The organism is Pseudomonas sp. GWSMS-1, assembly GCF_049847425.1.
Lineage (GTDB): Bacteria > Pseudomonadota > Gammaproteobacteria > Pseudomonadales > Pseudomonadaceae > Aquipseudomonas.
The window spans coordinates 3,052,496-3,073,617 of record NZ_JBMHHV010000005.1 but is presented as its reverse complement, the minus strand read 5'-3'; the positions used below and the strand labels follow the sequence as shown (position 1 = coordinate 3,073,617).

The window sequence follows — 21,122 nt, the reverse complement described above, 5'->3', positions numbered from 1 at the left end:
CTGGGAAAAGTGGCGCAACTATAGCAATGCCCTCAGCGCAATACCGCTGCGTCAGGCGTTGCTGCTGCATTTTGTAAGGGGCAATGGCTGTAGCTCAGACAGCAGCAATGCCTGACAGGTTCGCCGTTATAATCGTGCGCCTTAAATGGAGCCCGCATGAATTCCCTGCCTATCGATGTCTTGCTGCCTGAGTTGTGTGCGGCCCTGGTCCAGCGTGACGAGGCGGTGCTGGAGGCGCCACCCGGCGCCGGCAAGACCACCCGCGTGCCGTTGGCGCTGTTGCAGCAGCCCTGGCTGGCCGGACAAACCATCATCATGCTTGAGCCGCGGCGGCTGGCGGCGCGGGCCGCCGCCGAGCGTCTAGCCAGCGAGCTGTGTGAAACGGTGGGGGAAACCGTGGGTTACCGCATTCGCCTGGACAGCAAGGTCGGCCCGCGCACTCGCATCGAGGTCGTTACCGAAGGCATCCTGGCTCGGCGCCTGCAAGACGACCCGGCGCTGGAAGGCGTTGGCCTGGTTATCTTTGACGAATTCCATGAGCGCAATTTGGACGCTGACCTGGCGCTGGCGTTGTGCCTGAATGGTCGGGCGATGTTCCGCGGCGCGGACTCCGGTGAACTGCCGCTGAAGGTGCTGCTGATGTCGGCGACCCTGGAAGGCGAGCGGCTGGCCGGTTTACTGGGTGATGCCCCGGTGCTGCGCAGCGAAGGGCGCATGTTTCCGGTTGATATCCGCTGGGGCGCGCCCTGGCAGACGGGCGAGTGGCTTGAGCCGAAAGTGCTGCAATGTGTGCTGCAGGCGCTGGCTGATGAGTCGGGCAGCCTGCTGGTGTTTCTGCCGGGGCAGGCAGAAATTCGCCGGGTTAATGAGCAACTGGCCGAGGCGCTGTCCGGTCGTCGCGACATTTTGCTCTGCCCGCTGCATGGCGAACTGGACCTCAGCGCCCAGCGCGCCGCCATCGAACCGGCGCCTGTCGGGCTGCGCAAGGTGGTGCTGGCGACCAATATCGCCGAGACCAGCCTGACCATCGATGGCGTGCGCGTGGTGATCGATGCTGGGCTGGCGCGGGTGCCGCGTTTTGACCCGAACAGTGGCATGACGCGCCTGGATACCCAGCGCATTTCTCGCGCCTCAGCCACTCAGCGTGGCGGCCGGGCGGGGCGTTTGCAGCCGGGCGTGTGCTACCGCTTATGGTCGCAGGCGCAGCATGAACAATTGGCCGCTTATGGCAGCGCGGAAATGCTCCAGGCAGACCTCGCCGGGCTGGCGCTGCAACTGGTGCGCTGGGGCGTGCAGCCGGCCGAACTGGTCTGGCTTGATCCGCCACCGGCGGCTTCCTATGCCCAGGCTTTGGAGCTGCTGGGGCGCCTGGGCGCGGTGGATGCTCAGGGCAAATTGACCGCTCACGGTCAGGCGATGGCCGAGCTGCCGACTCATCCACGTATTGCCCATTTGCTGCTACGCGGTCAGGAACTGGGCCTGGGGCCATTGGCCTGCGACCTGGCGGCATTGCTCGGTGAGCGCGATATTCTGCGTGGTGGTGGGGCTGATTTACACAGTCGCTTGGCGCTGTTAGCGGGTGAGGCGCGCGGCGCCCGGGGCAGTCAGCAGAACGCCGCCCGAGGTGGGGTGCAGCGGGCCCGGCAACTCGCTCGGCAATATCAGGGTTACCTCAAGCGTCGGCCGAGCTCGCAGGCGGTCAATGATCCTGAGCATCCGCGTTGGCTCGGTGCGTTGTTGGCCTTTGCCTACCCGGACCGGATCGCTCAGCAGCGCCGTGCCGGTGGCGCGGAATATCGCCTGGCCAATGGCCGGGCGGCGCTGTTTGCCGAGGTTGATGGGCTGATGAAGCACAGCTGGCTGGTGGTGGCCGACTTGGGCAGTCGTCAGGGCCAGCGCGAAGAACGCATCTACCTGGCCGCCGAGCTGGAATCGCAGCTGTTCGAAGGCGTGCTGGCCGAGCAGGTCAGCAGCCTGGAGGTGCTGGACTGGGATGAGCGCGAAGGTGCGCTGCGCGCCGAACGCCAGCGCAAGGTCGGTGAGCTGGTGCTGTCGCGTGAGCCGCTCACCGGCCTCACTACCCAGCAACGCAGCCGTGCCTTGCTGGGGCTGGTGCGGCGTAAGGGCCTGGCGCTGCTGCCCTGGACGCCGGAGCTGCGCCAATGGCAAGCGCGGGTGACCTTGCTGCGCGGGCTGGATATGGCCAGCAAAAACGCCAGCGAGTGGCCGGATGTCAGTGATGCCGCCTTGCTGGCGACGTTGGAAGGCTGGCTGCAGCCTTATCTGGATAACGTCACCCGGCTCAGCCATTTCGCCAATCTGGACTTGCCCAGTCTGCTGCTTAATCTGCTGCCCTGGCCGTTGCCACAGCGCCTGGATGAGCTGGCGCCGCGGAGTGTGCAGGTGCCTTCCGGCTCGCGCATTAGCCTGGATTACAACGAGCACCCACCGGTGCTGGCGGTGCGCTTGCAGGAGTTGTTTGGCTTGGCCGATACGCCGCGCATTGCCGGCGGCCGCCAGGTGGTCAAGTTGCACTTGCTGTCGCCCGCGCGGCGGCCGGTGCAGGTGACTCAGGATCTGGCCAACTTCTGGCGCAGCACCTATGCCGAAGTGAAGAAGGATTTTAAAGGCAGGTACCCCAAGCATTACTGGCCGGATGATCCCTTGATCGCCGAACCCACTGCGCGGGCCAAGCCGCGTAAGTAGGTTTAAGGCAGGCGTAGGTTCTCGCCAGCAGCCTGCAACTCTTCATAGGCGCGATCCAGTGCATCACGCAGCGCTTCGGCCCCTGGCGCGTGGCTGGAGACGATCAATTTCAGTGGAATACGCTGCAGCTCCACATACGGCAGTTCGGTCATGCCCAGGCGTCTGCGCGCCTGCTCCACTGGGGTCTGGTAGTCGAGGAGGAAGTCACCACGACGCCGCTGAAGCATTTCCAGTGCGGCGGTGTGGGTGCCGGTGCGGTGTTGCTCTACGGCCAGTTGCGGGTCGTTGAGCATCTGGTTGATCGGCTGCCAGTAGGTGTAGCCACTGATCATGATCACTCCGCGGCCTTTGAGGTCTTCAGGCAGGCGCGGCATCAGGGTGTCGTGGCGAAAATACAGGTTGAGGATAATTTCGCTTAGCTGGATGCGGGCCTCTAGGGTGTGTTCACGCAGCTCCACTTTACCCGGCGCCCCAGGCCAAACCTGCACGCTGCCATCCTGCAGGGCGTTGTAAAGGCGCGCGCTGGGGTAGGAACGGAATTCGCCACGATACCCGGCATGCTCCAGCAGGCGTTTACTCAGTTGCAGGATGGTGCCCTTGGGAAGCCCCTGGCTGTCGGTGTAGGAGTAGGGTGAAAATTCGTAATAACCGACCTGCACCAACGGCCGGGTGTCGTCGGTGGTGGCAGCGTGGCTAAGCCCGCAGAAGAACGCTGCGAACAGCGCAAGGCAGAGAGATCGTGGCATTAAGTGATTACGTACTGCGGCTATCTGCCGTCTTTTCGTTATAAAACTGTCACATGCGGTGAGCATGGCTAACTGCCGGCGCTGTTGTCTAGCGCAATACTGCAAACATTAGTTCATGGCCGGTAACGCTCCTACGTGAGTAGCGCTCTGCGCGGAGTCGCGAAGGGGTGAACTATGCTGAGCAAATGAGCATGTCGCTGGTGAGTGTCGGCAGCGCATGCCCCTTTGCCTAGGAGGTTTTATGGAAACGCCAACGATTGCCCAACGTAACCCCTATGCGGTTGCAGTCACCGCCGGCCAGGATTATTTCTGGTGCCGATGCGGGCGCAGCGCTTCGCAGCCTTTTTGTGATGGGCAGCATAAAGGCAGTGCTTTTACCCCGCTGAAATACCATGCGGACGCGGACGCAACCCTGTACTTCTGTGGCTGCAAGCACACGCAAACGCCGCCCTGTTGCGATGGCAGCCATAACAGGTTGTAGTAACGCCTTTGCCGTAACGGGGTTGGGGGCAGGTTATGTACCGCAAGGTGTTCGCCAATAAAGTATTCGACCGCAAGGTTGTGCTGATTACCGGTGGCTGTGCCGGCATCGGCCGGGCCTTGGCCATTCGTCTGGCCCAGGCCGGGGCGCGGCTGGTGATTTTTGACCTGCAGCAGCAGGCGCTCGACAGCCTGGTGCAGCACCTGGCGGATCACCACAACGCTGAGGCGTTGGGCGTGCTCTGTGACGTGGCGGATGCCGTGGCGGTGGAGCGGGCGATGGCCCTGACTGTTGAGCGTTTTGGCGGTGTTGATGTGTTGGTCAATAACGCTGGGGTCACTCACCGCAGCAGTTTTGCCGACACTGAGCTGGCGGTGTTCCAACGGATTATGGCGGTCAATTATTTTGGTGCGTTGCATTGCACCAAGGCCGCGCTGCCTAGCCTGATCGCCCGTGGCGGGCAGATCATCGTGCTCAGTTCGCTGTCGGGTTTTGCGCCGCTGCTCTATCGCAGCGCCTACAACGCCAGCAAGCATGCGCTGCATGGACTGTTTGAAACCCTGCGTTATGAGCTGAAAGGCTCCGGGGTCAATGTGATGCTGGTGTGCCCGGGTTTCACGGCCACCGACCTGCGCAAGAATGCTTTGGTTGGCGATGGCTCGGTGGCGGCCCAGCCGCCGTTGGCGATGGGTAAGGTGGCGTCAGCGCAGGATGTCGCCGAGGCGATTTATCAGGGCGCGCTGAAGCGTCGGCGTCTGTTGGTGTTGTCGAATGTCGACTGGCGCGCACGGGTGCTGGCGCGATTCTTCCCGCGGGTGTTTGAACGCGTGCTGTTACCGCGCTTGTCTGGCCTGAAACCTCAGCGCGCGGGGCGCTCCTGATGCCAGGCACGCCGCGTTCAGGCGTTGCCGTATCACTCGATGTCGGGCTGGCTGCTGCGCAGCATAAACAGGCGAAATAGCACGACGCTGGAAAACAGCTGGAGAAAGCGGCTGGTGCAGTCCAGTAATAGGCTGGCCAGGGCATTGTCGGCGATGGCTGCGTTGGACTGGCTCCAGCCGTCGAGCAGCCACAGCGGCAGCATGACAATCAGGATGCAACCGAGCATGGGCCAGAAATAACCGCTGCTCATCTCGAAGCTTGTATGCAGTGCTTTCATTGGGCCCAGGCCACGCAGGACCAACAGGTACTCGGCAAACGCCAGTTTGACCATCAGCCATAGCCCCGGCAGCACGAATAACGATGCGCCAAGCAAAATAGCCAGGGTGTTGAGTCCTGCCAGTACAGCAAAGCTTGGCCACAGACGCAGGCTTGCGGCGAGCAGGTCGCGGGCGGGTGGTTGCACACCTTGGCTGCGCGCATCGAGAAACAAAATCAGCGCGGCGCTGTAGAGCGGGTAGAACAACAGGCCAGCGAGCAGGCGCCAGAGCGCCGCAGACTCGGCGGCGACCAAACCACTGACCTGTTGCAGCAGCAAGCCTTCAAGCACGATCAGCGGCAGGCACAGACGGGTAATCGCCGCCAGGTTGTGGGTAAAGAAATACCAGGCGTCACGCAATACAAAGAACAGGTTCATGATGGGCCGCGTTGAGGAAGGCAGCCGCCACTTTAGCCGATTGCTCCAGGGCCTCCAATTGATGCCGGCGCTGCCTGCATTGATCTTCAGGCATACTGCCCGGCGCTTATTGCCCTGTTATGAGGATTGCCGGTGAAGAAGATCGCCGTATTCGCCGATGTACAGAACCTCTATTACACCGTGCGCCAGGCCTATGGGTGCCACTTCAATTACGCCGCGTTGTGGGCTGATATCAGCCAGCATGGGCAGATTGTCGAGGCTTACGCCTATGCCATCGATCGCGGTGATCAGAAGCAGCAGCAGTTTCAGCAGATCCTGCGCAACCTCGGTTTTACCGTCAAACTCAAACCCTATATCCAACGCAGCGATGGCTCGGCCAAGGGTGATTGGGATGTGGGCATTACCATCGACATCATGGACGCCGCGCCGCATGTCGATGAGGTGGTGCTGGCCTCGGGTGATGGTGATTTTGACCTGTTGCTGGAGAAAATTCGCAGCAGTCATGGTGTCGAGGCTGTCGCCTATGGCGTGCCAGGGCTGACAGCGCAATCGCTGGTGCGCGCGGCGAGCCGTTATGTGCCGATTGAAGGCAGCCTGTTGCTGAGAAACTGATCAATGCTTGCAGATTCCATCGCGGTACTCGACTTCGAAACCACTGGCATGTCGCCGGCTCAGCAGGCTCGTGCAACTGAGATCGGGGTGGTGATAGTCGAGGGCGGGCAGATCGTCGCTCGTTATCAAAGCCTGATGAACAGCGGTGCCTGGGTGCCGCCCTTTATCGAGCAGCTCACCGGTATCAGCAATGCCATGTTGCGCACGGCACCGCCTGCCGCGCAGGTGATGCAGGAGGTGGCGGCGTTTGTCGGTGATCGCCCGCTGCTGGCGCACAACGCCAGCTTCGACCAGAAGTTCTGGGATGCCGAGCTGGCGCTGATTCGTCGTCAGCGCGTGCAGCCGTTTGCCTGTTCACTGTTGTTGTCGCGTCGCCTGTTACCGATGGCGCCGAGCCACAAGTTGGGCAATCTCAACCGCTGGGCGGGCTTGCCGGATACCGGCCAGGCGCACCGGGCGCTGGCCGATGCGGAGATGGCCGCCAACCTGACCTGCTTTATGGCGGCGCTGCTGCGTGAGCGTCATGGCATAGCCGATATTTCCCATGAGCTGCTGTGTAACCTGCAGCGGGTACCGGCGGCCAAGATGTCTCAGGCGTTGCAGAAAATACGCGATCACGCGCGTGGCTGAAGTGACGCCTTCGTACCTTGTTACATCTGGGTACCGAGTTGCGCGCGGGACTGAATTAAGCTGAGCAAGCGCTTATCTCGGCGTTTCTCGGCAGAGGCATCAAGCATGTTTGGTTTGTTTAAAAGCGACCCCGCTAAGAAGTTGCGCAAGCAATACAGCGCCAAGTTGGAAGAAGCCATGCAGGCTCAACGCAACGGCGATATCCGCAGTTACGCCACCCTGAGTGAAGAGGCGCAGGCGTTGTGGGTTCAGCTTGAACCGTTGGAGCGCGATAAGCCCTGACTGTTCGGGGAATGAAAAAGGCTGCCCTGGGCAGCCTTTTACGTTGCTGCGGTGCTCAGCTGGAGCGTTGAGCGGCGACCTTATGCGTGGCTGTCCTTGTGCTGGAACTGCCGGCGGTACTGGTTGGGTGATAGCTCTGTGTGTTGGCGGAATAGCCGGGCGAAGAAGCTGGCATCGTCGTAACCCACTTCATAACTGATGGTCTTGATGCTCTTACGCGTGGCGCTGAGCAGGCCTTTGGCCGTTTCAATGCGCAGGCGTTGCAGGTAATGCAGAGGTTTATCGCCCGTGGCCGTCTGAAAACGCCGCATAAAATTACGAATGCTCATGCCGTGTTCGCGGGCGACATCCTCGAAACGAAATTTGTCGGCGAAGTGACCTTCCAGCCACTGCTGGATCTGCAGAATGGTCATGTCATGGTGCAGCTTCTGCCCGCCAAAACCAATGCGCCCAGGGGCGTAGTTGCGTTGCACTTCATAGAGGATGTCGCGGGCCACGCCCTGGGCTACGTTGGCGCCGCAGAAGCGCTCGATTAAGTAGATGTACAAGTCGCAGGCCGAGGTGGTGCCGCCGGCGCAGTAAAGGTTGTCGGCATCTGACAAGTGTTTCTCTTGGTTGAGCAGTACCTTGGGGAAGCGCTCGGTGAACTCGTTAAAAAACCGCCAGTAGGTGGTCGCTTCCTTACCATCGAGCAAGCCGGCCTGGGCCATCCAGAATACGCCGGTGGCTTCGCCGCAAATCACGCTGCCGGCAGCATGGCGCTGTTTCAGCCAGCTGAGTACCTGCGGATGGCGTTGGCACAGCGCGTCGAAGTCATCCCAGAACGCCGGCAGAATGATCACGTCGGCATCCTCCAGCGCGCCGTCGACTGGGATCAGTACATCACTGAAGCTGCGCACCGGCAGACCGTCGGGGCTGACCAGGTGGATCTCGAAGGTCGGTGTCAGGCCCAGGCCCTGCTGTTTGCCGTAGCGCAGGCTGGCCATGTGGAAGAAATCCTTGGCCTGCATCAGCGTCGAGGCAAATACGCCTTCGGTGGCTAGGATGCTGACGCGGTGCAGCGGCGCTGGTGACGAAATCAACATAAATATTGTTCTTATAGGGGCTAAGTGGTCATGAGCTGGCTGGATCGTCTTATTTATTGGCGCTTGTGTCCAGTGTAACCAAGCGTTTGCTTGGCTAAAGTCGAGGCCACTTTAAACGCTACTCGCTTAGTAGGTGTTGCCATGATCCCCAGAACGATTTTCAGCGCTGAACACGAACAGTTTCGCGACAGCGTGCGTAAGTTTCTTGAGCGGGAAGCCGTGCCATTCCATCAGCAATGGGAGAAGGACGGCCACATCGATCGTGCGCTGTGGAGCAAGGCCGGGGAGGCGGGGATGCTTTGTTCGCATCTCCCCGAAGAGTATGGCGGCATGGCGGCGGACTTTCTCTACAGCACGGTGGTGATCGAGGAGGTGGGGCGCCTGGGCCTGACCGGTATTGGCTTCTCGCTGCACTCCGACATCGTGGCGCCTTATATTTTGCATTACGGCAGCGAGGCGCAAAAACAGCACTACCTGCCCAAATTGGTATCCGGTGAAATGGTGACCGCCATCGCCATGACTGAACCGGGTGCCGGTTCTGACCTGCAGGGCGTTAAAACTACTGCGGTGCTGGACGGCGACGAGTATGTGATCAATGGCTCGAAGACCTTTATCACCAACGGCTTTCTCGCTGATCTGGTTGTGGTCGTGGCCAAAACCGACCCAAAAGCCGGCGCCAAGGGCACCAGTCTGTTTTTGGTGGAAGCCAACACGCCAGGCTTCTCCAAGGGTAAGCGCCTGGAAAAGGTCGGGATGAAGGCGCAGGACACCTCCGAGCTGTTCTTTCAGGATGTGCGGGTGCCCAAGGAAAACCTGCTGGGCCAGGCCGGTATGGGCTTCGCTTATCTGATGCAGGAACTGCCGCAAGAGCGCCTGACCGTCGGTGTGGGGGCGTTATCGTCGGCCGAGGCGGCGTTGCAGTGGACGCTGGACTACACCCGCGAGCGCAAGGCGTTTGGCAAGGCGGTGGCAGACTTCCAGAACACCCGCTTCAAGCTGGCTGAAATGGCCACTGAAATTCAGATCGGTCGCGTATTTGTCGATCGCTGCCTGGAGCTGCACCTGCAGGGCAAGCTGGATGTGCCGACCGCGGCGATGCTCAAGTACTGGGGCACCGACTTGCAGTGCAAGGTGCTGGATGAGTGCGTGCAGCTGCACGGCGGCTACGGCTATATGTGGGAGTATCCGGTGGCGCGCGCCTGGGCTGATGCGCGAGTTCAGCGCATCTATGCCGGCACCAATGAGATCATGAAAGAAATCATCGCCCGTTCGCTGTAATCATTTGCGGAATAAAACAAGCCCGGCAATTGCCGGGCTTTTTTGTGCCGCTGTAACGGTCAGGGCGCTGGGTTGGGTTGGGCTTTGTGAATCGCTTCGATACCAGCCAGTACCTCGGCGGAGAGTTTCAGCTCGCTACTGGCCAAATTGCTGTCCAGCTGCTCCAGGCTGGTCGCGCCGATGATATTGCTGGTGACGAACGGCTGTGCAGTGACAAACGCCAGCGCCATTTGCGCGGGATCCAGGCCATGCTCGCGTGCCAGGGCAACATAGCCTGCGCAGGCCGCTTCCGATTCTGGGTTGGTGTAGCGGGTAAAGCGGCTGAACAGGCTGATCCGCGCATCGGCCGGGCGGGCGCCACCCTCGTACTTGCCACTGAGCATGCCGAAGGCCAGGGGCGAGTAGGCCAGTAGGCCGCACTGTTCGCGGATGGCAATTTCTGCCAGGCCCACTTCGAAGCTGCGATTGAGCAGGTTGTAGGGGTTCTGGATCGATACGCTGCGCGGCCAGCCGCGTTCTTCAGCCAGCTGGAGGAATTTCATGGTGCCCCAGGGCGTTTCGTTGGACAGGCCGATATGGCGGATTTTACCGGCCTTGACCTGCTCATCGAGGGCTTCGAGGGTGTCTTCCAGTGGGGTGAATTCACTGTCCTGATGGTGATAGCCGAGTTGGCCGAAGTAATTGGTCGGGCGTTCTGGCCAGTGCAGTTGGTAGAGGTCAATCCAGTCGGTCTGCAGGCGCTTGAGGCTGGCATCCAGTGCTGCGACGATGTGCGCACGGTTGTGCTTGAGTTGGCCGTCACGGATATGGCTGATGCTGTTGCCGGGGCCGGCAATCTTGCTGGCCAGTACCCAGTCAGCGCGGTCGCCGCGTTGCTTGAAGTAATCGCCGATGATTTGTTCGGTCTTGCTGTAGGTTTCGGCGCGCGGCGGGACCGGGTACATCTCGGCGGTGTCGATAAAATTTATACCGTAAGCCTTGGCGCGCTCGATCTGGGCGATACCCTCGTCGGCGCTGTTCTGTTCGCCCCAGGTCATGGTGCCGAGGCACAGGCTGCTGACCGTGATATCGGTGCGGCCGAGTTGGCGATAATCCATTGCAAGCTCCTTAAAACGACGGGTTGGCGTAAGTGTGTTGAAATTCTCCGCGAAATCTGCATAATTGCGCACCTCTTTCTGCAGTGGAAGTGATGCGCCGCCTGCCGAAGAATCTTGCCGTATTACGGACGCGCTGACCCGAGCCCCCGATAGCGCCTGTTTTCGGCTGCCTTTGACCTTGTCAAAGTAAGCACTATTCAGTAAGATCCGCCGTCTTATTTATCAGGGCGGCCCCTGAGGCTATAAAGAATGAAAACTTTTACTGCTAAACCGGAAACAGTTAAGCGCGACTGGTTTGTCGTCGACGCTGCAGGTCAGACCCTGGGTCGTCTGGCTACCGAAGTTGCAAGCCGTCTGCGTGGCAAGCATAAGCCTGAATACACTCCGCACGTTGATACCGGTGACTACATCGTGATCATCAACGCTGAGCAGATTCGCGTTACCGGTGCCAAGACCACTGACAAGATGTACTACTCCCACTCCGGTTTCCCGGGCGGCATTAAGTCGATCAACTTCGAAAAGTTGATCGCTAAAGCCCCTGAGCGCGTGATCGAGACCGCGGTTAAAGGCATGCTGCCGAAGAACCCGCTGGGTCGCGACATGTATCGTAAGCTGAAAGTGTATGCGGGCGCTGCTCACCCCCACACTGCTCAGCAGCCCCAAGAACTGAAGTTTTAACGGAATAGTTCATTATGTCGGCGACTCAAAATTACGGCACTGGCCGTCGCAAGACTTCAACCGCTCGTGTTTTCCTGCGTGCGGGCACTGGTAAAATCTCCATCAACAACCGCACTCTTGAAGGTTTCTTCGGTCGCGAAACTGCCCGCATGGTAGTTCGTCAGCCGCTGGAACTGGTTGAGATGACCGAGAAGTTTGATGTGTTCATCACCGTTGTCGGTGGTGGTGTAAGTGGTCAGGCTGGCGCAATCCGCCACGGCATCACTCGCGCCCTGATGGACTATGATGAAACTCTGCGTCCTGCACTGCGTAAAGCTGGCTTCGTGACTCGCGATGCCCGTGAAGTTGAACGTAAGAAGGTTGGCCTGCGTAAAGCGCGTAAGCGTCCGCAGTACTCCAAGCGTTAATTCGCTACCTGCGTTCAAAAAGACGCCCAGCTTCCTTTCGGAGCTGGGCGTTTTTTATGGGTGATTATTTGCTCTGCGGCATCATGCCGCATCCGCGAATGGCCTGATTTGTAAGGGGTTGCGCCTGCTCTGTATGGGTAATTACCTTGTCAGTAGAGGGGCTTTTCTTTACCATTTGGCAAATTTTTTGCGCGACTCGATTTTTACCTAGTATAGGCCTGACCAACAGGCCATAAAGCTGATGGGAGACGACTGAATGAGCAATGACGGCGTGAATGCAGGCCGGCGTCGCTTCCTGGTAGCGGCCACCTCTGTGGTGGGTGCTGCAGGAGCGGTGGGTGCCGCGGTCCCGTTCGTGGGATCCTGGTTCCCTAGTGCCAAGGCTAAAGCTGCCGGAGCACCCGTTAAGGTGAACGTCAGCAAAATTGAGCCTGGCCAGCAGATGGTTGCGGAGTGGCGGGGGCAGCCGGTGTTTATCGTGCGCCGTACTGAGGAAATCCTCAGTAACTTGGTGAAAATCGAAGGGCAGCTCGCTGACTTCGACTCCAAGGCGTCCGACCAGCCGGGTTATGTCGATCCGAAAACCCGTTCGATCAAGCCGGAGTTGTTGCTCTTGGTAGGTCTGTGTACTCACCTGGGTTGTGCGCCGTCCTTCCGTCCGGAAGTTGCGCCTGCAGATTTGGGTGCGGACTGGGTCGGTGGTTATTTTTGCCCATGCCACGGCTCGCGTTATGACCTCGCCGGTCGCGTGTACAAGGGTCAGCCTGCGCCCCTGAACCTGCCGGTTCCACCGTATACGTACGAGACGGATGATGTGGTCATCATCGGTGTGGATCAGGAGAAAGCATCATGAGTAAATTCATGGAATGGGTCGATGCGCGCTTTCCCGCGACCAAGATGTGGGAAGACCATCTCGCCAAATACTATGCACCCAAGAACTTCAACTTCTTCTACTTCTTCGGCTCGCTGGCTCTGCTGGTACTGGTGAATCAGATTGTTACCGGCGTCTGGCTGACCATGAGCTATAACCCGTCGGCTGAAGAGGCGTTTGCTTCTGTCGAATACATCATGCGTGATGTGGAGTACGGCTGGATTCTTCGCTACCTGCACTCTACGGGCGCTTCGGCATTCTTCGTCGTGGTGTATCTGCATATGTTCCGCGGCCTGCTCTACGGTTCTTATCAGAAGCCGCGCGAGCTGGTGTGGATCTTCGGCATGTTGATCTACCTGATGCTGATGGCTGAAGCCTTCATGGGCTACCTGCTGCCGTGGGGTCAGATGTCCTACTGGGGTGCCCAGGTGATCATCTCGCTGTTCGGTGCCATTCCGGTGATCGGTGCGGACCTGACTCAGTGGATTCGTGGTGACTACCTGATCTCTGGTATTACCCTGAATCGCTTCTTCGCCCTGCACGTGGTGGCGTTGCCCATCGTGATTCTTGGCTTGGTGGTGCTGCACATTCTGGCGTTGCACGAGGTTGGTTCGAACAACCCGGACGGCGTTGATATTAAGAAGAAAAAAGATGAGAACGGCGTTCCGCTCGACGGCATCGCGTTCCACCCGTACTACACCGTTAAAGATATCGTCGGTGTCGTGGTCTTCTTGTTTATCTTCTGCTTCGTGATCTTCTTCTTCCCGGAAATGGGTGGTTATTTCCTCGAAAAGCCGAACTTTGAAGCGGCTAACCCGTTCAAGACGCCTGCGCACATTGCTCCGGTTTGGTACTTCACACCGTTCTACGCAATCCTGCGTGCGGTCCCTGACAAGCTGCTGGGTGTAATCGCCATGGGCGCAGCTATCGCGGTGTTGTTTGTGCTGCCATGGTTGGACCGTAGTCCGGTCAAGTCGATGCGCTACAAGGGGTGGATGAGCAAGATCTGGTTGCTGATCTTCTGTGTGTCCTTCGTGATTTTGGGTGTGTTGGGTGTGTTGTCGCCGACACCAGGTCGTACGTTGCTGTCGCAGGTGTGTACCTTCCTGTACTTCGCGTACTTCATCCTGATGCCGTTCTACACCAAACTCGAGAAGACCAAACCGGTTCCGGAAAGGGTGACTGGCTGATGAAAAAGCATTTTGCAGCACTAATTATTGCGCTTCTGCCAACCTTTGGCTTTGCCGCCTCTGTTGCTGAGTATCCGCTGGACAAGGTTGATATTGATCTGACCGATAAAGCAGCTTTGCAGGATGGTGCGCGTACCTTCGCTAACTACTGCATGGGTTGCCATTCGGCCAAATACCAGCGTTATGAGCGTGTCGCCAATGATCTGGGGATCCCGCATGACGTCATGCTGGAGAACCTGGTCTTCAATGACTCGAAAATTGGCGATCACATGAAGATCGGCATGCAGCCTTCCGATGCCAAGGCTTGGTTCGGCGCTGCGCCGCCCGACCTGACTCTGGTTGCTCGTGTGCGTGGTAACGATTGGTTGTACACCTACTTGCGGACCTTCTATGAAGACACCGCGCGTCCATTGGGTGCCAACAACAAGGTGTTCCCGAACGTGGGTATGCCGAACGTATTGGTGGGGTTGCAGGGTCGTCAGTACATCGGTTGTAAGCAGGTTCAGGTGGTTGAGGATGGCAAGAAGCTATTCGATCCGCTGACGGGTACACCGATTACTCATGAGGCTTGCGATCAGCTGACCATCGAGCCTAAGACCGGTGCGCTGAGCACTGAAGAGTTTGACGAGAAGATCCAGAACCTGGTGACCTTCCTCGCTTACTCGGCCAACCCGGTTAAATTGCAAAGTCAGCGTATCGGTACTTACGTTCTGCTGTATCTTGCCTTCTTCTTCGTGTTCGCCTATCTGCTTAAGCGCGAGTACTGGAAGGACGTGCATTAAACCGTTGCATCTCCGCTGTTGACCTGCGCGCCCCTTTGGGCGCGCAGGTCTTTCTGCTTTACATAACTTTATAAGCGAGGAGGACCGCCATGGGCGTGACCAATCGGTTGGCCTGTTACTCCGACCCCGCCGACCACTATTCCCACCGCGTACGCATTGTGCTCGCCGAGAAGGGTGTCAGCGCCGAGATCATCAGTGTCGAAAAGGGCCGCTACCCGGCCGGTCTGCTGGAGGTTAATCCCTACGCCAGCCTGCCTACACTGGTGGATCGCGATTTGGCTCTGTATGAGTCAACAGTGGTGATGGAATACCTGGATGAGCGCTACCCGCATCCGCCCTTGTTGCCGGTGTATCCGGTGGCTCGTGCCAATAGCCGTCTGCTGATTCATCGCATTCAGCGTGACTGGTGCGCGCAGGTGGACCTGATTCTTGATTCGCGCAGCAAAGAGCCGGCTCGAGCTCTGGCGCGTAAAGAGCTGCGTGAAAGCCTGACCGGCGTATCGCCGCTGTTTGCCGATAAGGCGTATTTCCTCAGTGAAGAGCTGAGCCTGGTGGATTGCTGCCTGCTGCCGATCCTGTGGCGTTTACCGGTGCTGGGTATAGAGCTGCCAAAGCCGGCGAAGCCGCTTTTGGACTATATGGATCGCCAGTTTGCCCGTGAAGCGTTTCAGGCCAGTCTGTCGCCTGCTGAACGTGATATGCGTTAACCCGAGGAGGTAGAGATGAAGTCGAGTCGTCCTTATCTGGTGCGTGCTCTCTATGAGTGGATCGTCGACAACGACTGCACTCCGCACTTGCTGGTTAATGCCGAGTATCCAGGCGTGCAAGTGCCTAGCGGTTTTGCCAGTGATGGGCAGATCGTTCTGAATGTTTCGCCCACTGCTGTGCGTCACCTGCATATGGATAACGAGGCGGTCAGCTTTGAGGGGCGCTTTGCCGGAGTTCCGCAGCGCCTGTATGTCCCCGCAGCCGCCGTGCTGGCGATCTATGCGCGGGAAAATGGTCAGGGCATGGTCTTTGATTCGGAGTCGTCGATGCTCGACGGTGGCGAAATCGATGATCCGGATGATCAGGGGCCGCCTGATGGCGAGCCGCCGCGTCCAAGTGGTCGGCCAAGTCTTAAAGTGGTCAAGTAAACAAAAAGGCGATCCTAGGATCGCCTTTTTTATTGCTGTGAAGCAGGTGCCCTTGGCGTTGCAGCTATCAGTTGGTGTACTGGAACAGCTTTACCACTTTCTGCACGCCAGACACGCTTTGCACCAGGTTGGTGGCGTGGGTGGCTTCGGCTTGCGAGACCAGGCCGAGCATAAACACGACGCCGTTCTCGGTGATGACCTTGATGCGTGACCCCGGCACATTGCTGTCAGCAAGCATCTGCGTCTTGATGCGGCTGGTCAGTAGCGAGTCATTGCTGCGTGCCAGCAGTGACGTTGGCTGCATAACCTGCAGTTCGTTGTGCACCTTGCTGACATTGTTGACTCTGCGGGCGGCTTGTTCGGCGAGGCCTTTAAGCTCGTTACGCGGTGTTTGCCCGGCCAGCAGCACCACCCCGTTATAGCTGGTGACGACGATGTGTGAGGTCGGGCTGGTCAGATCGATGTGCGCGCTGGCCACGCGGGAGCTCACTTCCGGAGCAATAAACTGGTCGTCAATCTTGTTGCCGACACTGCGGTTGCCACAGCCGGCTAGAACGAGGGTCAGTGCAAGTGTGGCCAGGAGCAGAGGTGAGCGGCTCATTCGTCACTCCCAAACAGTTGGCAGTCGATCAGGTCGCACAGGCAGTGAATGGCCAGCAAGTGGACTTCCTGCACGCGTGCGGTGACTTTTGATGGAACGCGGATTTCCACGTCTTCTGGCAGTAACAGTGAGGCCATGCCGCCGCCGTCGCGTCCTGTGAGGGCCACTACGGTCATTTCGCGGTCGTGGGCTGCCTGGATCGCCTGAATTACATTGGCCGAGTTACCGCTGGTGGAGATCGCCAGCAGCACGTCACCGGGTTGGCCCAGGGCGCGAATCTGCTTGGAGAAAATTTCGTTGTAGCTGTAATCGTTGGCAATCGAGGTAATGGTCGAGCTGTCAGTAGTCAGGGCAATGGCTGGTAGGCTCGGGCGCTCGCGCTCGAAGCGATTAAGCAGCTCGGAGGAAAAGTGCTGAGCGTCGCCGGCCGAACCGCCATTGCCGCAGGTGAGAATTTTGCCCTCGCTGAGCAGGGCCTGGACCATGGCCTGGCTGCCTTGCTCGATAACGGGGATGAGCACTTCCATAGCCTGCTGCTTGGTTTCAATGCTGGCTTGGAACAGGTGGCGAATACGGGCTTGCATATCCATTGGAGATATAACCTTCAGTGGGGCGTCTGTTCAGGTATCAAAGGCGTTTTGAATCCAGTCCAGTTTCGCGGGGGCTTGGCTGTCGGCGGTTATGGCAATCACATCAAAACGGCATGGGTACTTGGCCCACCGTGATTCTTTTTGCAGGAAGTGCTGGGCCGCGCTGCTGAGTTTCTCACGTTTGCGTGCATCCACGCTCTCTGCCGCACCGCCCCAGGCGCTATGGCGCCGATAGCGAACTTCTACGAATACTACTGTATCGGCGTCGAGCATGACCAGATCGAGCTCGCCGAGCCGGCAGCGCCAGTTTTGCGCCAGCAGGCGCAGGCCGTGCTGCTCAAGATGCTGTCGCGCGAGGGCTTCGGCAGCATCTCCGCATTGTTGCGCGCTAGTGCGTTCGGTCAATTGAGGTGCTCAGGCAGCGATTGCACCTGGCCATCGCGGAATTCGGCCCAGGGTAATTGCCGCTCAATACGTTGTGTTGGGCTTAGGCTAAGCGTGCCGGTCAGGCCTTGCAGGCGGGTGTCCGGTAGGGCTTTGAGTTGGTTCAGGCGCGGGGTGAGCAGGTAGGCGTCCGCACCCATTGCGTAAAGGCGTCCAAGGCTGGTGCCGGCTTGCGGCCATTGTGCGCTGGCTTGTTGGCGCAGCGGATCGTTGACGTTGAGTAGCCAAGGCGTCTCGCAAAACATGATGCCGTTGAGATCAAGGTACTGCGCCTGGTTGTGGGTGCCGGTAAACAGGTGCGAGGTGGCGTACACCGGCACATCACCGGCGTATTGGAAGGCTAGGGTTGGTTTGATCTGCTGGGCTTGCTGTGGGGTGGCGGCGAGGAAGATAAAGTCGACGTCGCGGCGGCGCGAAGGCGCTGCTGCTACAGCTGTACCTAGGGTGTCCTGCAGGCGCTTGCCACGGGCTTCGCTTTCGCGCAGTTGGAATAGCTCGGCGATCTGCCGCGCCAGCTCAACCGGCTGGTCGACATGCTCGGCGGCGATCAGAGTGCCGCCCTGGGCTTGCCAGTCTTGGCGGAAGGCGGCAAGCACGCGGTCGCCCCATTCGCCCGCAGGCACAAGGGCGACAGCGCGACGCATGCCATCAGCCCAGGCGCGGCGGGCCACTTCGCGTGCTTCGTCCTCGGCAGCCAGGCCGAACTGGAACAGCTGAGCCGGGCCTTCCTGGGTGCCTTCGCTGTAATTCAGGGCGAGGGTGGTGATGGGCAGTTGTTCGCGGCTATTCAGTTGGCTGACCAGGTTTTTTTCCAGCGGGCCGATCACCAGTTGCACGCCGGCGGCCTTGGCTTGGGCGTAGAAGGCGTCCATTGAGCCAATGCGTGAACTGTCGAACAGCTGGATGTTGGGCGGGTTCTGCCCAGCTTGCTGTGCTTGATAGTGAGCGGCCAGGAAGCCGTCACGCAGGGCGCGAGCGACGCTGGCCAGCTGACCATCCTGTGGCAGCAGCAGGGCGATCTCGGTTAGCGGTTGGCTGGAGAGTTTTTTTAGCTCGACCAGCGGTTGAGGGAGCTGCTGGGCGGCCGGATGCTGAGGGTTTTGTTCAATCCAAGTGTCGATGGCGGCCTGTTGTTGCTCGAGCGTTGCAGCGTTTTTGATGGCGCGTGCGAGCGCCAGCCAGCCGTCTAGGTCGGTATCACCGCTCGCCTGCAGCTCCGTCAGTGGCAGGTTGGAAACCAGGCTCCAGATCGTTTCATTATTTTGTAGCGCGCTGGTGCCGCTGAGCAGGGGGGCAATAAAGGCGCGCTCGCGGGCGGCAGAAAGATTCTGCCCGGTGGCTTGCAAGGCGCTGGCGCGGACGAGCTGGCTGCGCACTTGTTGCTCAACAGGCAGCTCGCCGAGGCGTTCCATGCTCGGGTGGCTCAGGGCGCGCAAGGACGCTTTGGGTTTGTTGTCGTGCATATCCAGTTCCGCGCGCAGGGTGCTGGCAAAAATCTGCTGCGCGGGGCTTAGGCTTTCCAGTGATACCTGTTGGAGAATACTGCTGGCGCGGGCAAAGTCCTTTTGTGTGTACGCCAGGTCGGCTGCTGACAGGCGCAGCGGAGCGGCCTGCTCAATTGGGCTCTGCTCTGCTTGCTGCAGCAGTTGTTCGATGCTGGCTTGCGGTGTGCGCGGCAGCTCTCCCAAGGTTGATGAGGGTTGGCTGGCGCAGGCGGCGAGTAGGCCGGCAAGGCAGAGAACAGAAAGGGGGCGCAGGCAGGCGATCATGTAAGCGTTCCTGATACTTGATCAAATTGAGTGTCGAATTGTACCCAAGCCCGCCGGGTGACGCGATGTCGAAGGTTGGAAACGGGCTACAATGCGCGCTTTGCTGATTTGAGAGGCCAGTGCTGTGACCCCTTCCGCTGCTGCGAATTCGCCCCTGGGCAGTCTTTATGTGGTTGCCACGCCGATAGGCAACCTGGATGACATCAGTGCGCGAGCACTGAATATCCTGCGCAGCGTTGCTCTGGTCGCCGCAGAGGACACCCGTCATTCGGCGCGGCTGATGCAGCATTTCGGTATCGGTACGCCGCTGGCGGCCTGCCATGAGCACAATGAGCGTGACCAAGGGGGCGTTTTCTCGCACGTCTGCTGGCCGGTGATGATGTCGCGCTGATTTCCGATGCGGGTACGCCGCTGATTTCTGATCCGGGCTATCACCTGGTACGCCAGGCGCGCGCTGCCGGTATTGCGGTGGTGCCCGTACCAGGAGCCTGCGCATTGATTGCTGCACTGTCTGCTGCGGGTTTGCCGTCGGATCGCTTTATCTTCGAAGGCTTTCTCCCGGCCAAGGCGGCTGGGCGGCGTGCACGGCTTGAGCAGGTAAAAGAAGAGCCGCGCACGCTGATCTTCTATGAGGCGCCGCATCGCATCCTCGAATGCCTGCAGGATATGCAGGCGGTGTTCGGTGATGAGCGTCCGGCCTTGCTGGCTCGCGAACTGACCAAGACCTTCGAAACGCTTAAAGGTATGCCGCTCGCTGAGCTGGCGGCCTGGGTAGCAGCTGACAGCAATCAGCAGCGCGGTGAGTGTGTGGTGTTGGTGGCTGGCTGGCAGGCGCCGGAAGGCGAGGAGGCGGTGAGCAGCGAAGCGCTGCGTGTGCTGAACCTGCTGTTGGCGGAAATGCCGCTCAAGCGCGCGGCGGCATTGGCGGCGGAGATCACTGGAGTGCGTAAAAACGTGCTTTATCAGGCGGCGCTTGAGCAGCAAAAAGACCTTTAATCCTTGTTCTGTAAGGCGTGTGCCGTTAATCTTGCCGGCGGAGAGTCGATCGGACAGTCGCTGCCGTGTTGCGTTCTGCGTAATGCGGGGGAGGAAAGTCCGGGCTCCATAGGGCGGAGTGCCAGGTAACGCCTGGGAGGCGTGAGCCTACGGAAAGTGCCACAGAAAATAACCGCCTAAGCACTTCGGTGCCGGTAAGGGTGAAAAGGTGCGGTAAGAGCGCACCGCGCGACTGGTAACAGTTCGTGGCTAGGCAAACCCCACTCGGAGCAAGACCAAATAGGGTTCCATTGGCGTGGCCCGCGCTGGAACCGGGTAGGTTGCTAAAGGCGTGCAGTGATGTACGTCGTAGAGGAATGACTGTCCTCGACAGAACCCGGCTTACAGATCGACTCTCCACCTTCCCCTCTTCTGCGCTTCAATGTTTTGCCTCCTTTCTAATACCGAAAAAATCTTACTCTTAACAAACTACTTTAACTTTGAAGTTCAGTGCCCTGTATTGGCTTGTTTTTGCGTTCGCGCCTTCAGGTTATTTCTCCGTTTACCCCCTCGCTATGCTCGCTAAATCGCCGTTCTATAAGGAGTTTTCCCGCTATGGGTGCCTTGACGGTGGGGGGCGTGCGTTCCTATAGTGTGCGCGAGTGGCAAGAAGTGGCATAAAGTGGGTTTCTTAGGCACGGATAGCCAATAAAAAGGGGAAGCGCGATCGTGTTTCGCGGAGCAAACGCCATCAGTCTCGACGCCAAAGGGCGGCTCGCGATGCCAAGTCGGTATCGGGATGAGCTTGTGTCGCGTTGTGCTGGCCAGCTTATTGTCACGATTGACGCCATCGATCCCTGCCTATGTGTCTATCCGCTGTCTGAGTGGGAGCTGATTGAAGCCAAGCTCCGTGAGCTCGCCTCATTCCGTGAAGAAAACCGCCGTTTGCAGCGTCTGCTGATCGGCAATGCTGTTGACCTTGAGTTGGACGCCAGTGGGCGCTTTCTGGTACCGCCGCGTTTACGCGAGTACGCCAAGCTGGATAAGCGCGCGATGCTGGTTGGCCAACTCAATAAATTCCAACTGTGGGATGAAGATGCCTGGAATGCCGTGGCCGATGCCGATTTGGCCGCGATCAAGCAACCGGGTGCCTTGTCCGACGACTTACGTGATTTGATCCTGTGAC

General features: G+C 59.1%; 23 protein-coding genes, 1 other RNA gene and 1 pseudogene. 17 read left to right on the top strand and 8 right to left on the bottom strand.

The window, feature by feature from the left end; all coding sequences use genetic code 11:
* Positions 1-156 precede the first annotated feature (156 nt).
* Positions 157-2,706 carry an ATP-dependent helicase HrpB gene (hrpB, locus tag ACEPAJ_RS18150; protein WP_425916755.1) on the top strand — a complete coding sequence of 850 codons (2,550 nt, stop codon included), beginning with the start codon at positions 157-159 and terminating at the stop codon, positions 2,704-2,706.
* Between the two features lie 2 nt (positions 2,707-2,708).
* Here the strand turns inward: hrpB and ACEPAJ_RS18145 are convergent, their stop codons facing one another.
* Positions 2,709-3,452: a substrate-binding periplasmic protein gene (locus ACEPAJ_RS18145; protein ID WP_425916753.1), complete on the bottom strand. Its 744-nt coding sequence runs from the start codon at positions 3,450-3,452 to the stop codon at positions 2,709-2,711.
* 241 nt (positions 3,453-3,693) lie between these two features.
* Here ACEPAJ_RS18145 and ACEPAJ_RS18140 point away from each other — a divergent pair, with 241 nt between their 5' ends.
* Together ACEPAJ_RS18140 and ACEPAJ_RS18135 are read left to right on the top strand one after the other, a co-directional pair.
* Complete coding sequence (locus tag ACEPAJ_RS18140; RefSeq protein ID WP_425916751.1) at positions 3,694-3,933, top strand: CDGSH iron-sulfur domain-containing protein; 240 nt, start codon at positions 3,694-3,696, stop codon at positions 3,931-3,933.
* Positions 3,934-3,968: 35 nt separating this feature from the next.
* Positions 3,969-4,814: an SDR family oxidoreductase gene (locus ACEPAJ_RS18135; protein ID WP_274087530.1), complete on the top strand. Its 846-nt coding sequence runs from the start codon at positions 3,969-3,971 to the stop codon at positions 4,812-4,814.
* 32 nt (positions 4,815-4,846) lie between these two features.
* Here the strand turns inward: ACEPAJ_RS18135 and ACEPAJ_RS18130 are convergent, their stop codons facing one another.
* Positions 4,847-5,509 carry a YciC family protein gene (locus tag ACEPAJ_RS18130; RefSeq protein ID WP_425916748.1) on the bottom strand — a complete coding sequence of 221 codons (663 nt, stop codon included), beginning with the start codon at positions 5,507-5,509 and terminating at the stop codon, positions 4,847-4,849.
* Positions 5,510-5,641: 132 nt separating this feature from the next.
* Between ACEPAJ_RS18130 and ACEPAJ_RS18125 the strand changes: the two genes are divergently transcribed.
* The 3 genes from ACEPAJ_RS18125 to ACEPAJ_RS18115 all read left to right on the top strand — a co-directional run bounded on the left by ACEPAJ_RS18125 (position 5,642) and on the right by ACEPAJ_RS18115 (position 7,033).
* A complete protein-coding gene (locus tag ACEPAJ_RS18125; RefSeq protein WP_425916746.1) occupies positions 5,642-6,121 on the top strand; it encodes an NYN domain-containing protein in 480 nt (159 codons plus the stop codon).
* Between the two features lie 3 nt (positions 6,122-6,124).
* A complete protein-coding gene (locus ACEPAJ_RS18120) occupies positions 6,125-6,751 on the top strand; it encodes a 3'-5' exonuclease (RefSeq protein ID WP_274087527.1) in 627 nt (208 codons plus the stop codon).
* Positions 6,752-6,856: 105 nt separating this feature from the next.
* Entirely contained in the window at positions 6,857-7,033 is a 177-nt protein-coding gene (locus ACEPAJ_RS18115) for a DUF6435 family protein (protein WP_274087526.1), read from the top strand.
* 80 nt (positions 7,034-7,113) lie between these two features.
* Here ACEPAJ_RS18115 and ACEPAJ_RS18110 read toward each other — a convergent pair whose 3' ends face one another.
* The gene (locus ACEPAJ_RS18110; RefSeq protein WP_425918091.1) at positions 7,114-8,019 is read right to left on the bottom strand and encodes a GlxA family transcriptional regulator; all 906 of its coding nucleotides are present in this window, start codon (positions 8,017-8,019) and stop codon (positions 7,114-7,116) included.
* A 240-nt stretch (positions 8,020-8,259) separates the two neighbouring features.
* Here ACEPAJ_RS18110 and ACEPAJ_RS18105 point away from each other — a divergent pair, with 240 nt between their 5' ends.
* A complete protein-coding gene (locus tag ACEPAJ_RS18105) occupies positions 8,260-9,396 on the top strand; it encodes an acyl-CoA dehydrogenase family protein (protein ID WP_425916743.1) in 1,137 nt (378 codons plus the stop codon).
* Positions 9,397-9,455: 59 nt separating this feature from the next.
* Here the strand turns inward: ACEPAJ_RS18105 and ACEPAJ_RS18100 are convergent, their stop codons facing one another.
* On the bottom strand, positions 9,456-10,493 hold the full coding sequence (locus tag ACEPAJ_RS18100; RefSeq protein ID WP_425916741.1) for an NADP(H)-dependent aldo-keto reductase: 1,038 nt from the start codon (positions 10,491-10,493) through the stop codon (positions 9,456-9,458).
* A 249-nt stretch (positions 10,494-10,742) separates the two neighbouring features.
* On the opposite strand from ACEPAJ_RS18100, the gene rplM reads away from it, so the two are divergent.
* The 7 genes from rplM to ACEPAJ_RS18065 all read left to right on the top strand — a co-directional run bounded on the left by rplM (position 10,743) and on the right by ACEPAJ_RS18065 (position 15,557).
* Positions 10,743-11,171, top strand: a complete 429-nt coding sequence (gene rplM / locus ACEPAJ_RS18095; protein ID WP_090249152.1) for a 50S ribosomal protein L13 — start codon at positions 10,743-10,745, stop codon at positions 11,169-11,171.
* Between the two features lie 14 nt (positions 11,172-11,185).
* Positions 11,186-11,578 (top strand): 30S ribosomal protein S9, encoded by a 393-nt coding sequence (gene rpsI, locus ACEPAJ_RS18090; RefSeq protein WP_425916739.1) that lies wholly within the window; start codon positions 11,186-11,188, stop codon positions 11,576-11,578.
* A gap of 256 nt (positions 11,579-11,834) precedes the next feature.
* A complete protein-coding gene (petA, locus tag ACEPAJ_RS18085) occupies positions 11,835-12,431 on the top strand; it encodes a ubiquinol-cytochrome c reductase iron-sulfur subunit (protein WP_425916737.1) in 597 nt (198 codons plus the stop codon).
* Positions 12,428-13,639: a cytochrome b gene (locus ACEPAJ_RS18080; RefSeq protein WP_274087521.1), complete on the top strand. Its 1,212-nt coding sequence runs from the start codon at positions 12,428-12,430 to the stop codon at positions 13,637-13,639. Before petA ends, ACEPAJ_RS18080 begins: the two co-directional genes overlap by 4 nt.
* The gene (locus ACEPAJ_RS18075) at positions 13,639-14,421 is read left to right on the top strand and encodes a cytochrome c1 (RefSeq protein ID WP_322950245.1); all 783 of its coding nucleotides are present in this window, start codon (positions 13,639-13,641) and stop codon (positions 14,419-14,421) included. Before ACEPAJ_RS18080 ends, ACEPAJ_RS18075 begins: the two co-directional genes overlap by 1 nt.
* A gap of 89 nt (positions 14,422-14,510) precedes the next feature.
* A complete protein-coding gene (locus ACEPAJ_RS18070; protein WP_274087519.1) occupies positions 14,511-15,128 on the top strand; it encodes a glutathione S-transferase N-terminal domain-containing protein in 618 nt (205 codons plus the stop codon).
* 15 nt (positions 15,129-15,143) lie between these two features.
* Positions 15,144-15,557 carry a ClpXP protease specificity-enhancing factor gene (locus ACEPAJ_RS18065; RefSeq protein ID WP_322950246.1) on the top strand — a complete coding sequence of 138 codons (414 nt, stop codon included), beginning with the start codon at positions 15,144-15,146 and terminating at the stop codon, positions 15,555-15,557.
* Between the two features lie 67 nt (positions 15,558-15,624).
* Here ACEPAJ_RS18065 and ACEPAJ_RS18060 read toward each other — a convergent pair whose 3' ends face one another.
* The 4 genes from ACEPAJ_RS18060 to ACEPAJ_RS18045 are packed head-to-tail and all read right to left on the bottom strand — an operon-like array spanning position 15,625 to position 18,961.
* Positions 15,625-16,158 (bottom strand): BON domain-containing protein, encoded by a 534-nt coding sequence (locus ACEPAJ_RS18060; RefSeq protein ID WP_425916733.1) that lies wholly within the window; start codon positions 16,156-16,158, stop codon positions 15,625-15,627.
* Entirely contained in the window at positions 16,155-16,748 is a 594-nt protein-coding gene (locus ACEPAJ_RS18055; protein WP_274087516.1) for a phosphoheptose isomerase, read from the bottom strand. The genes ACEPAJ_RS18060 and ACEPAJ_RS18055 overlap by 4 nt, the downstream gene beginning before the upstream one ends.
* 30 nt (positions 16,749-16,778) lie before the next feature.
* A complete protein-coding gene (locus ACEPAJ_RS18050) occupies positions 16,779-17,153 on the bottom strand; it encodes a YraN family protein (protein ID WP_425916731.1) in 375 nt (124 codons plus the stop codon).
* Complete coding sequence (locus ACEPAJ_RS18045; protein ID WP_425916729.1) at positions 17,150-18,961, bottom strand: penicillin-binding protein activator; 1,812 nt, start codon at positions 18,959-18,961, stop codon at positions 17,150-17,152. The genes ACEPAJ_RS18050 and ACEPAJ_RS18045 overlap by 4 nt, the downstream gene beginning before the upstream one ends.
* Before the next feature lie 154 nt (positions 18,962-19,115).
* Here ACEPAJ_RS18045 and rsmI point away from each other — a divergent pair.
* From rsmI to mraZ, 3 genes and pseudogenes are all read left to right on the top strand, one after another.
* Positions 19,116-19,957, top strand: a pseudogene (gene rsmI / locus ACEPAJ_RS18040) (16S rRNA (cytidine(1402)-2'-O)-methyltransferase).
* A 41-nt stretch (positions 19,958-19,998) separates the two neighbouring features.
* Positions 19,999-20,357: RNase P RNA component class A (rnpB, locus tag ACEPAJ_RS18035), an RNA gene on the top strand.
* 308 nt (positions 20,358-20,665) lie between these two features.
* Positions 20,666-21,121, top strand: a complete 456-nt coding sequence (mraZ, locus tag ACEPAJ_RS18030) for a division/cell wall cluster transcriptional repressor MraZ (RefSeq protein ID WP_090249128.1) — start codon at positions 20,666-20,668, stop codon at positions 21,119-21,121.
* Position 21,122 lies beyond the last annotated feature (1 nt).

Bases quoted from the DNA above. Each gene is read 5' to 3' on its own strand.
- ACEPAJ_RS18115 (WP_274087526.1), top strand. From the start codon at position 6,857: ATGTTTGGTTTGTTTAAAAGCGACCCCGCTAAGAAGTTGCGCAAGCAA.
- ACEPAJ_RS18070 (WP_274087519.1), top strand. From the start codon at position 14,511: ATGGGCGTGACCAATCGGTTGGCCTGTTACTCCGACCCCGCCGACCAC.
- petA (WP_425916737.1), top strand. From the start codon at position 11,835: ATGAGCAATGACGGCGTGAATGCAGGCCGGCGTCGCTTCCTGGTAGCG.
- rplM (WP_090249152.1), top strand. From the start codon at position 10,743: ATGAAAACTTTTACTGCTAAACCGGAAACAGTTAAGCGCGACTGGTTT.
- rpsI (WP_425916739.1), top strand. From the start codon at position 11,186: ATGTCGGCGACTCAAAATTACGGCACTGGCCGTCGCAAGACTTCAACC.
- ACEPAJ_RS18130 (WP_425916748.1), bottom strand. From the start codon at position 5,509: ATGAACCTGTTCTTTGTATTGCGTGACGCCTGGTATTTCTTTACCCAC.
- ACEPAJ_RS18065 (WP_322950246.1), top strand. From the start codon at position 15,144: ATGAAGTCGAGTCGTCCTTATCTGGTGCGTGCTCTCTATGAGTGGATC.
- ACEPAJ_RS18105 (WP_425916743.1), top strand. From the start codon at position 8,260: ATGATCCCCAGAACGATTTTCAGCGCTGAACACGAACAGTTTCGCGAC.
- ACEPAJ_RS18055 (WP_274087516.1), bottom strand. From the start codon at position 16,748: ATGGATATGCAAGCCCGTATTCGCCACCTGTTCCAAGCCAGCATTGAA.
- ACEPAJ_RS18075 (WP_322950245.1), top strand. From the start codon at position 13,639: ATGAAAAAGCATTTTGCAGCACTAATTATTGCGCTTCTGCCAACCTTT.
- ACEPAJ_RS18045 (WP_425916729.1), bottom strand. From the start codon at position 18,961: ATGATCGCCTGCCTGCGCCCCCTTTCTGTTCTCTGCCTTGCCGGCCTA.
- ACEPAJ_RS18110 (WP_425918091.1), bottom strand. From the start codon at position 8,019: ATGGCCAGCCTGCGCTACGGCAAACAGCAGGGCCTGGGCCTGACACCG.
- ACEPAJ_RS18140 (WP_425916751.1), top strand. From the start codon at position 3,694: ATGGAAACGCCAACGATTGCCCAACGTAACCCCTATGCGGTTGCAGTC.
- ACEPAJ_RS18135 (WP_274087530.1), top strand. From the start codon at position 3,969: ATGTACCGCAAGGTGTTCGCCAATAAAGTATTCGACCGCAAGGTTGTG.
- ACEPAJ_RS18120 (WP_274087527.1), top strand. From the start codon at position 6,125: ATGCTTGCAGATTCCATCGCGGTACTCGACTTCGAAACCACTGGCATG.
- ACEPAJ_RS18145 (WP_425916753.1), bottom strand. From the start codon at position 3,452: ATGCCACGATCTCTCTGCCTTGCGCTGTTCGCAGCGTTCTTCTGCGGG.
- ACEPAJ_RS18080 (WP_274087521.1), top strand. From the start codon at position 12,428: ATGAGTAAATTCATGGAATGGGTCGATGCGCGCTTTCCCGCGACCAAG.
- ACEPAJ_RS18100 (WP_425916741.1), bottom strand. From the start codon at position 10,493: ATGGATTATCGCCAACTCGGCCGCACCGATATCACGGTCAGCAGCCTG.
- ACEPAJ_RS18060 (WP_425916733.1), bottom strand. From the start codon at position 16,158: ATGAGCCGCTCACCTCTGCTCCTGGCCACACTTGCACTGACCCTCGTT.
- hrpB (WP_425916755.1), top strand. From the start codon at position 157: ATGAATTCCCTGCCTATCGATGTCTTGCTGCCTGAGTTGTGTGCGGCC.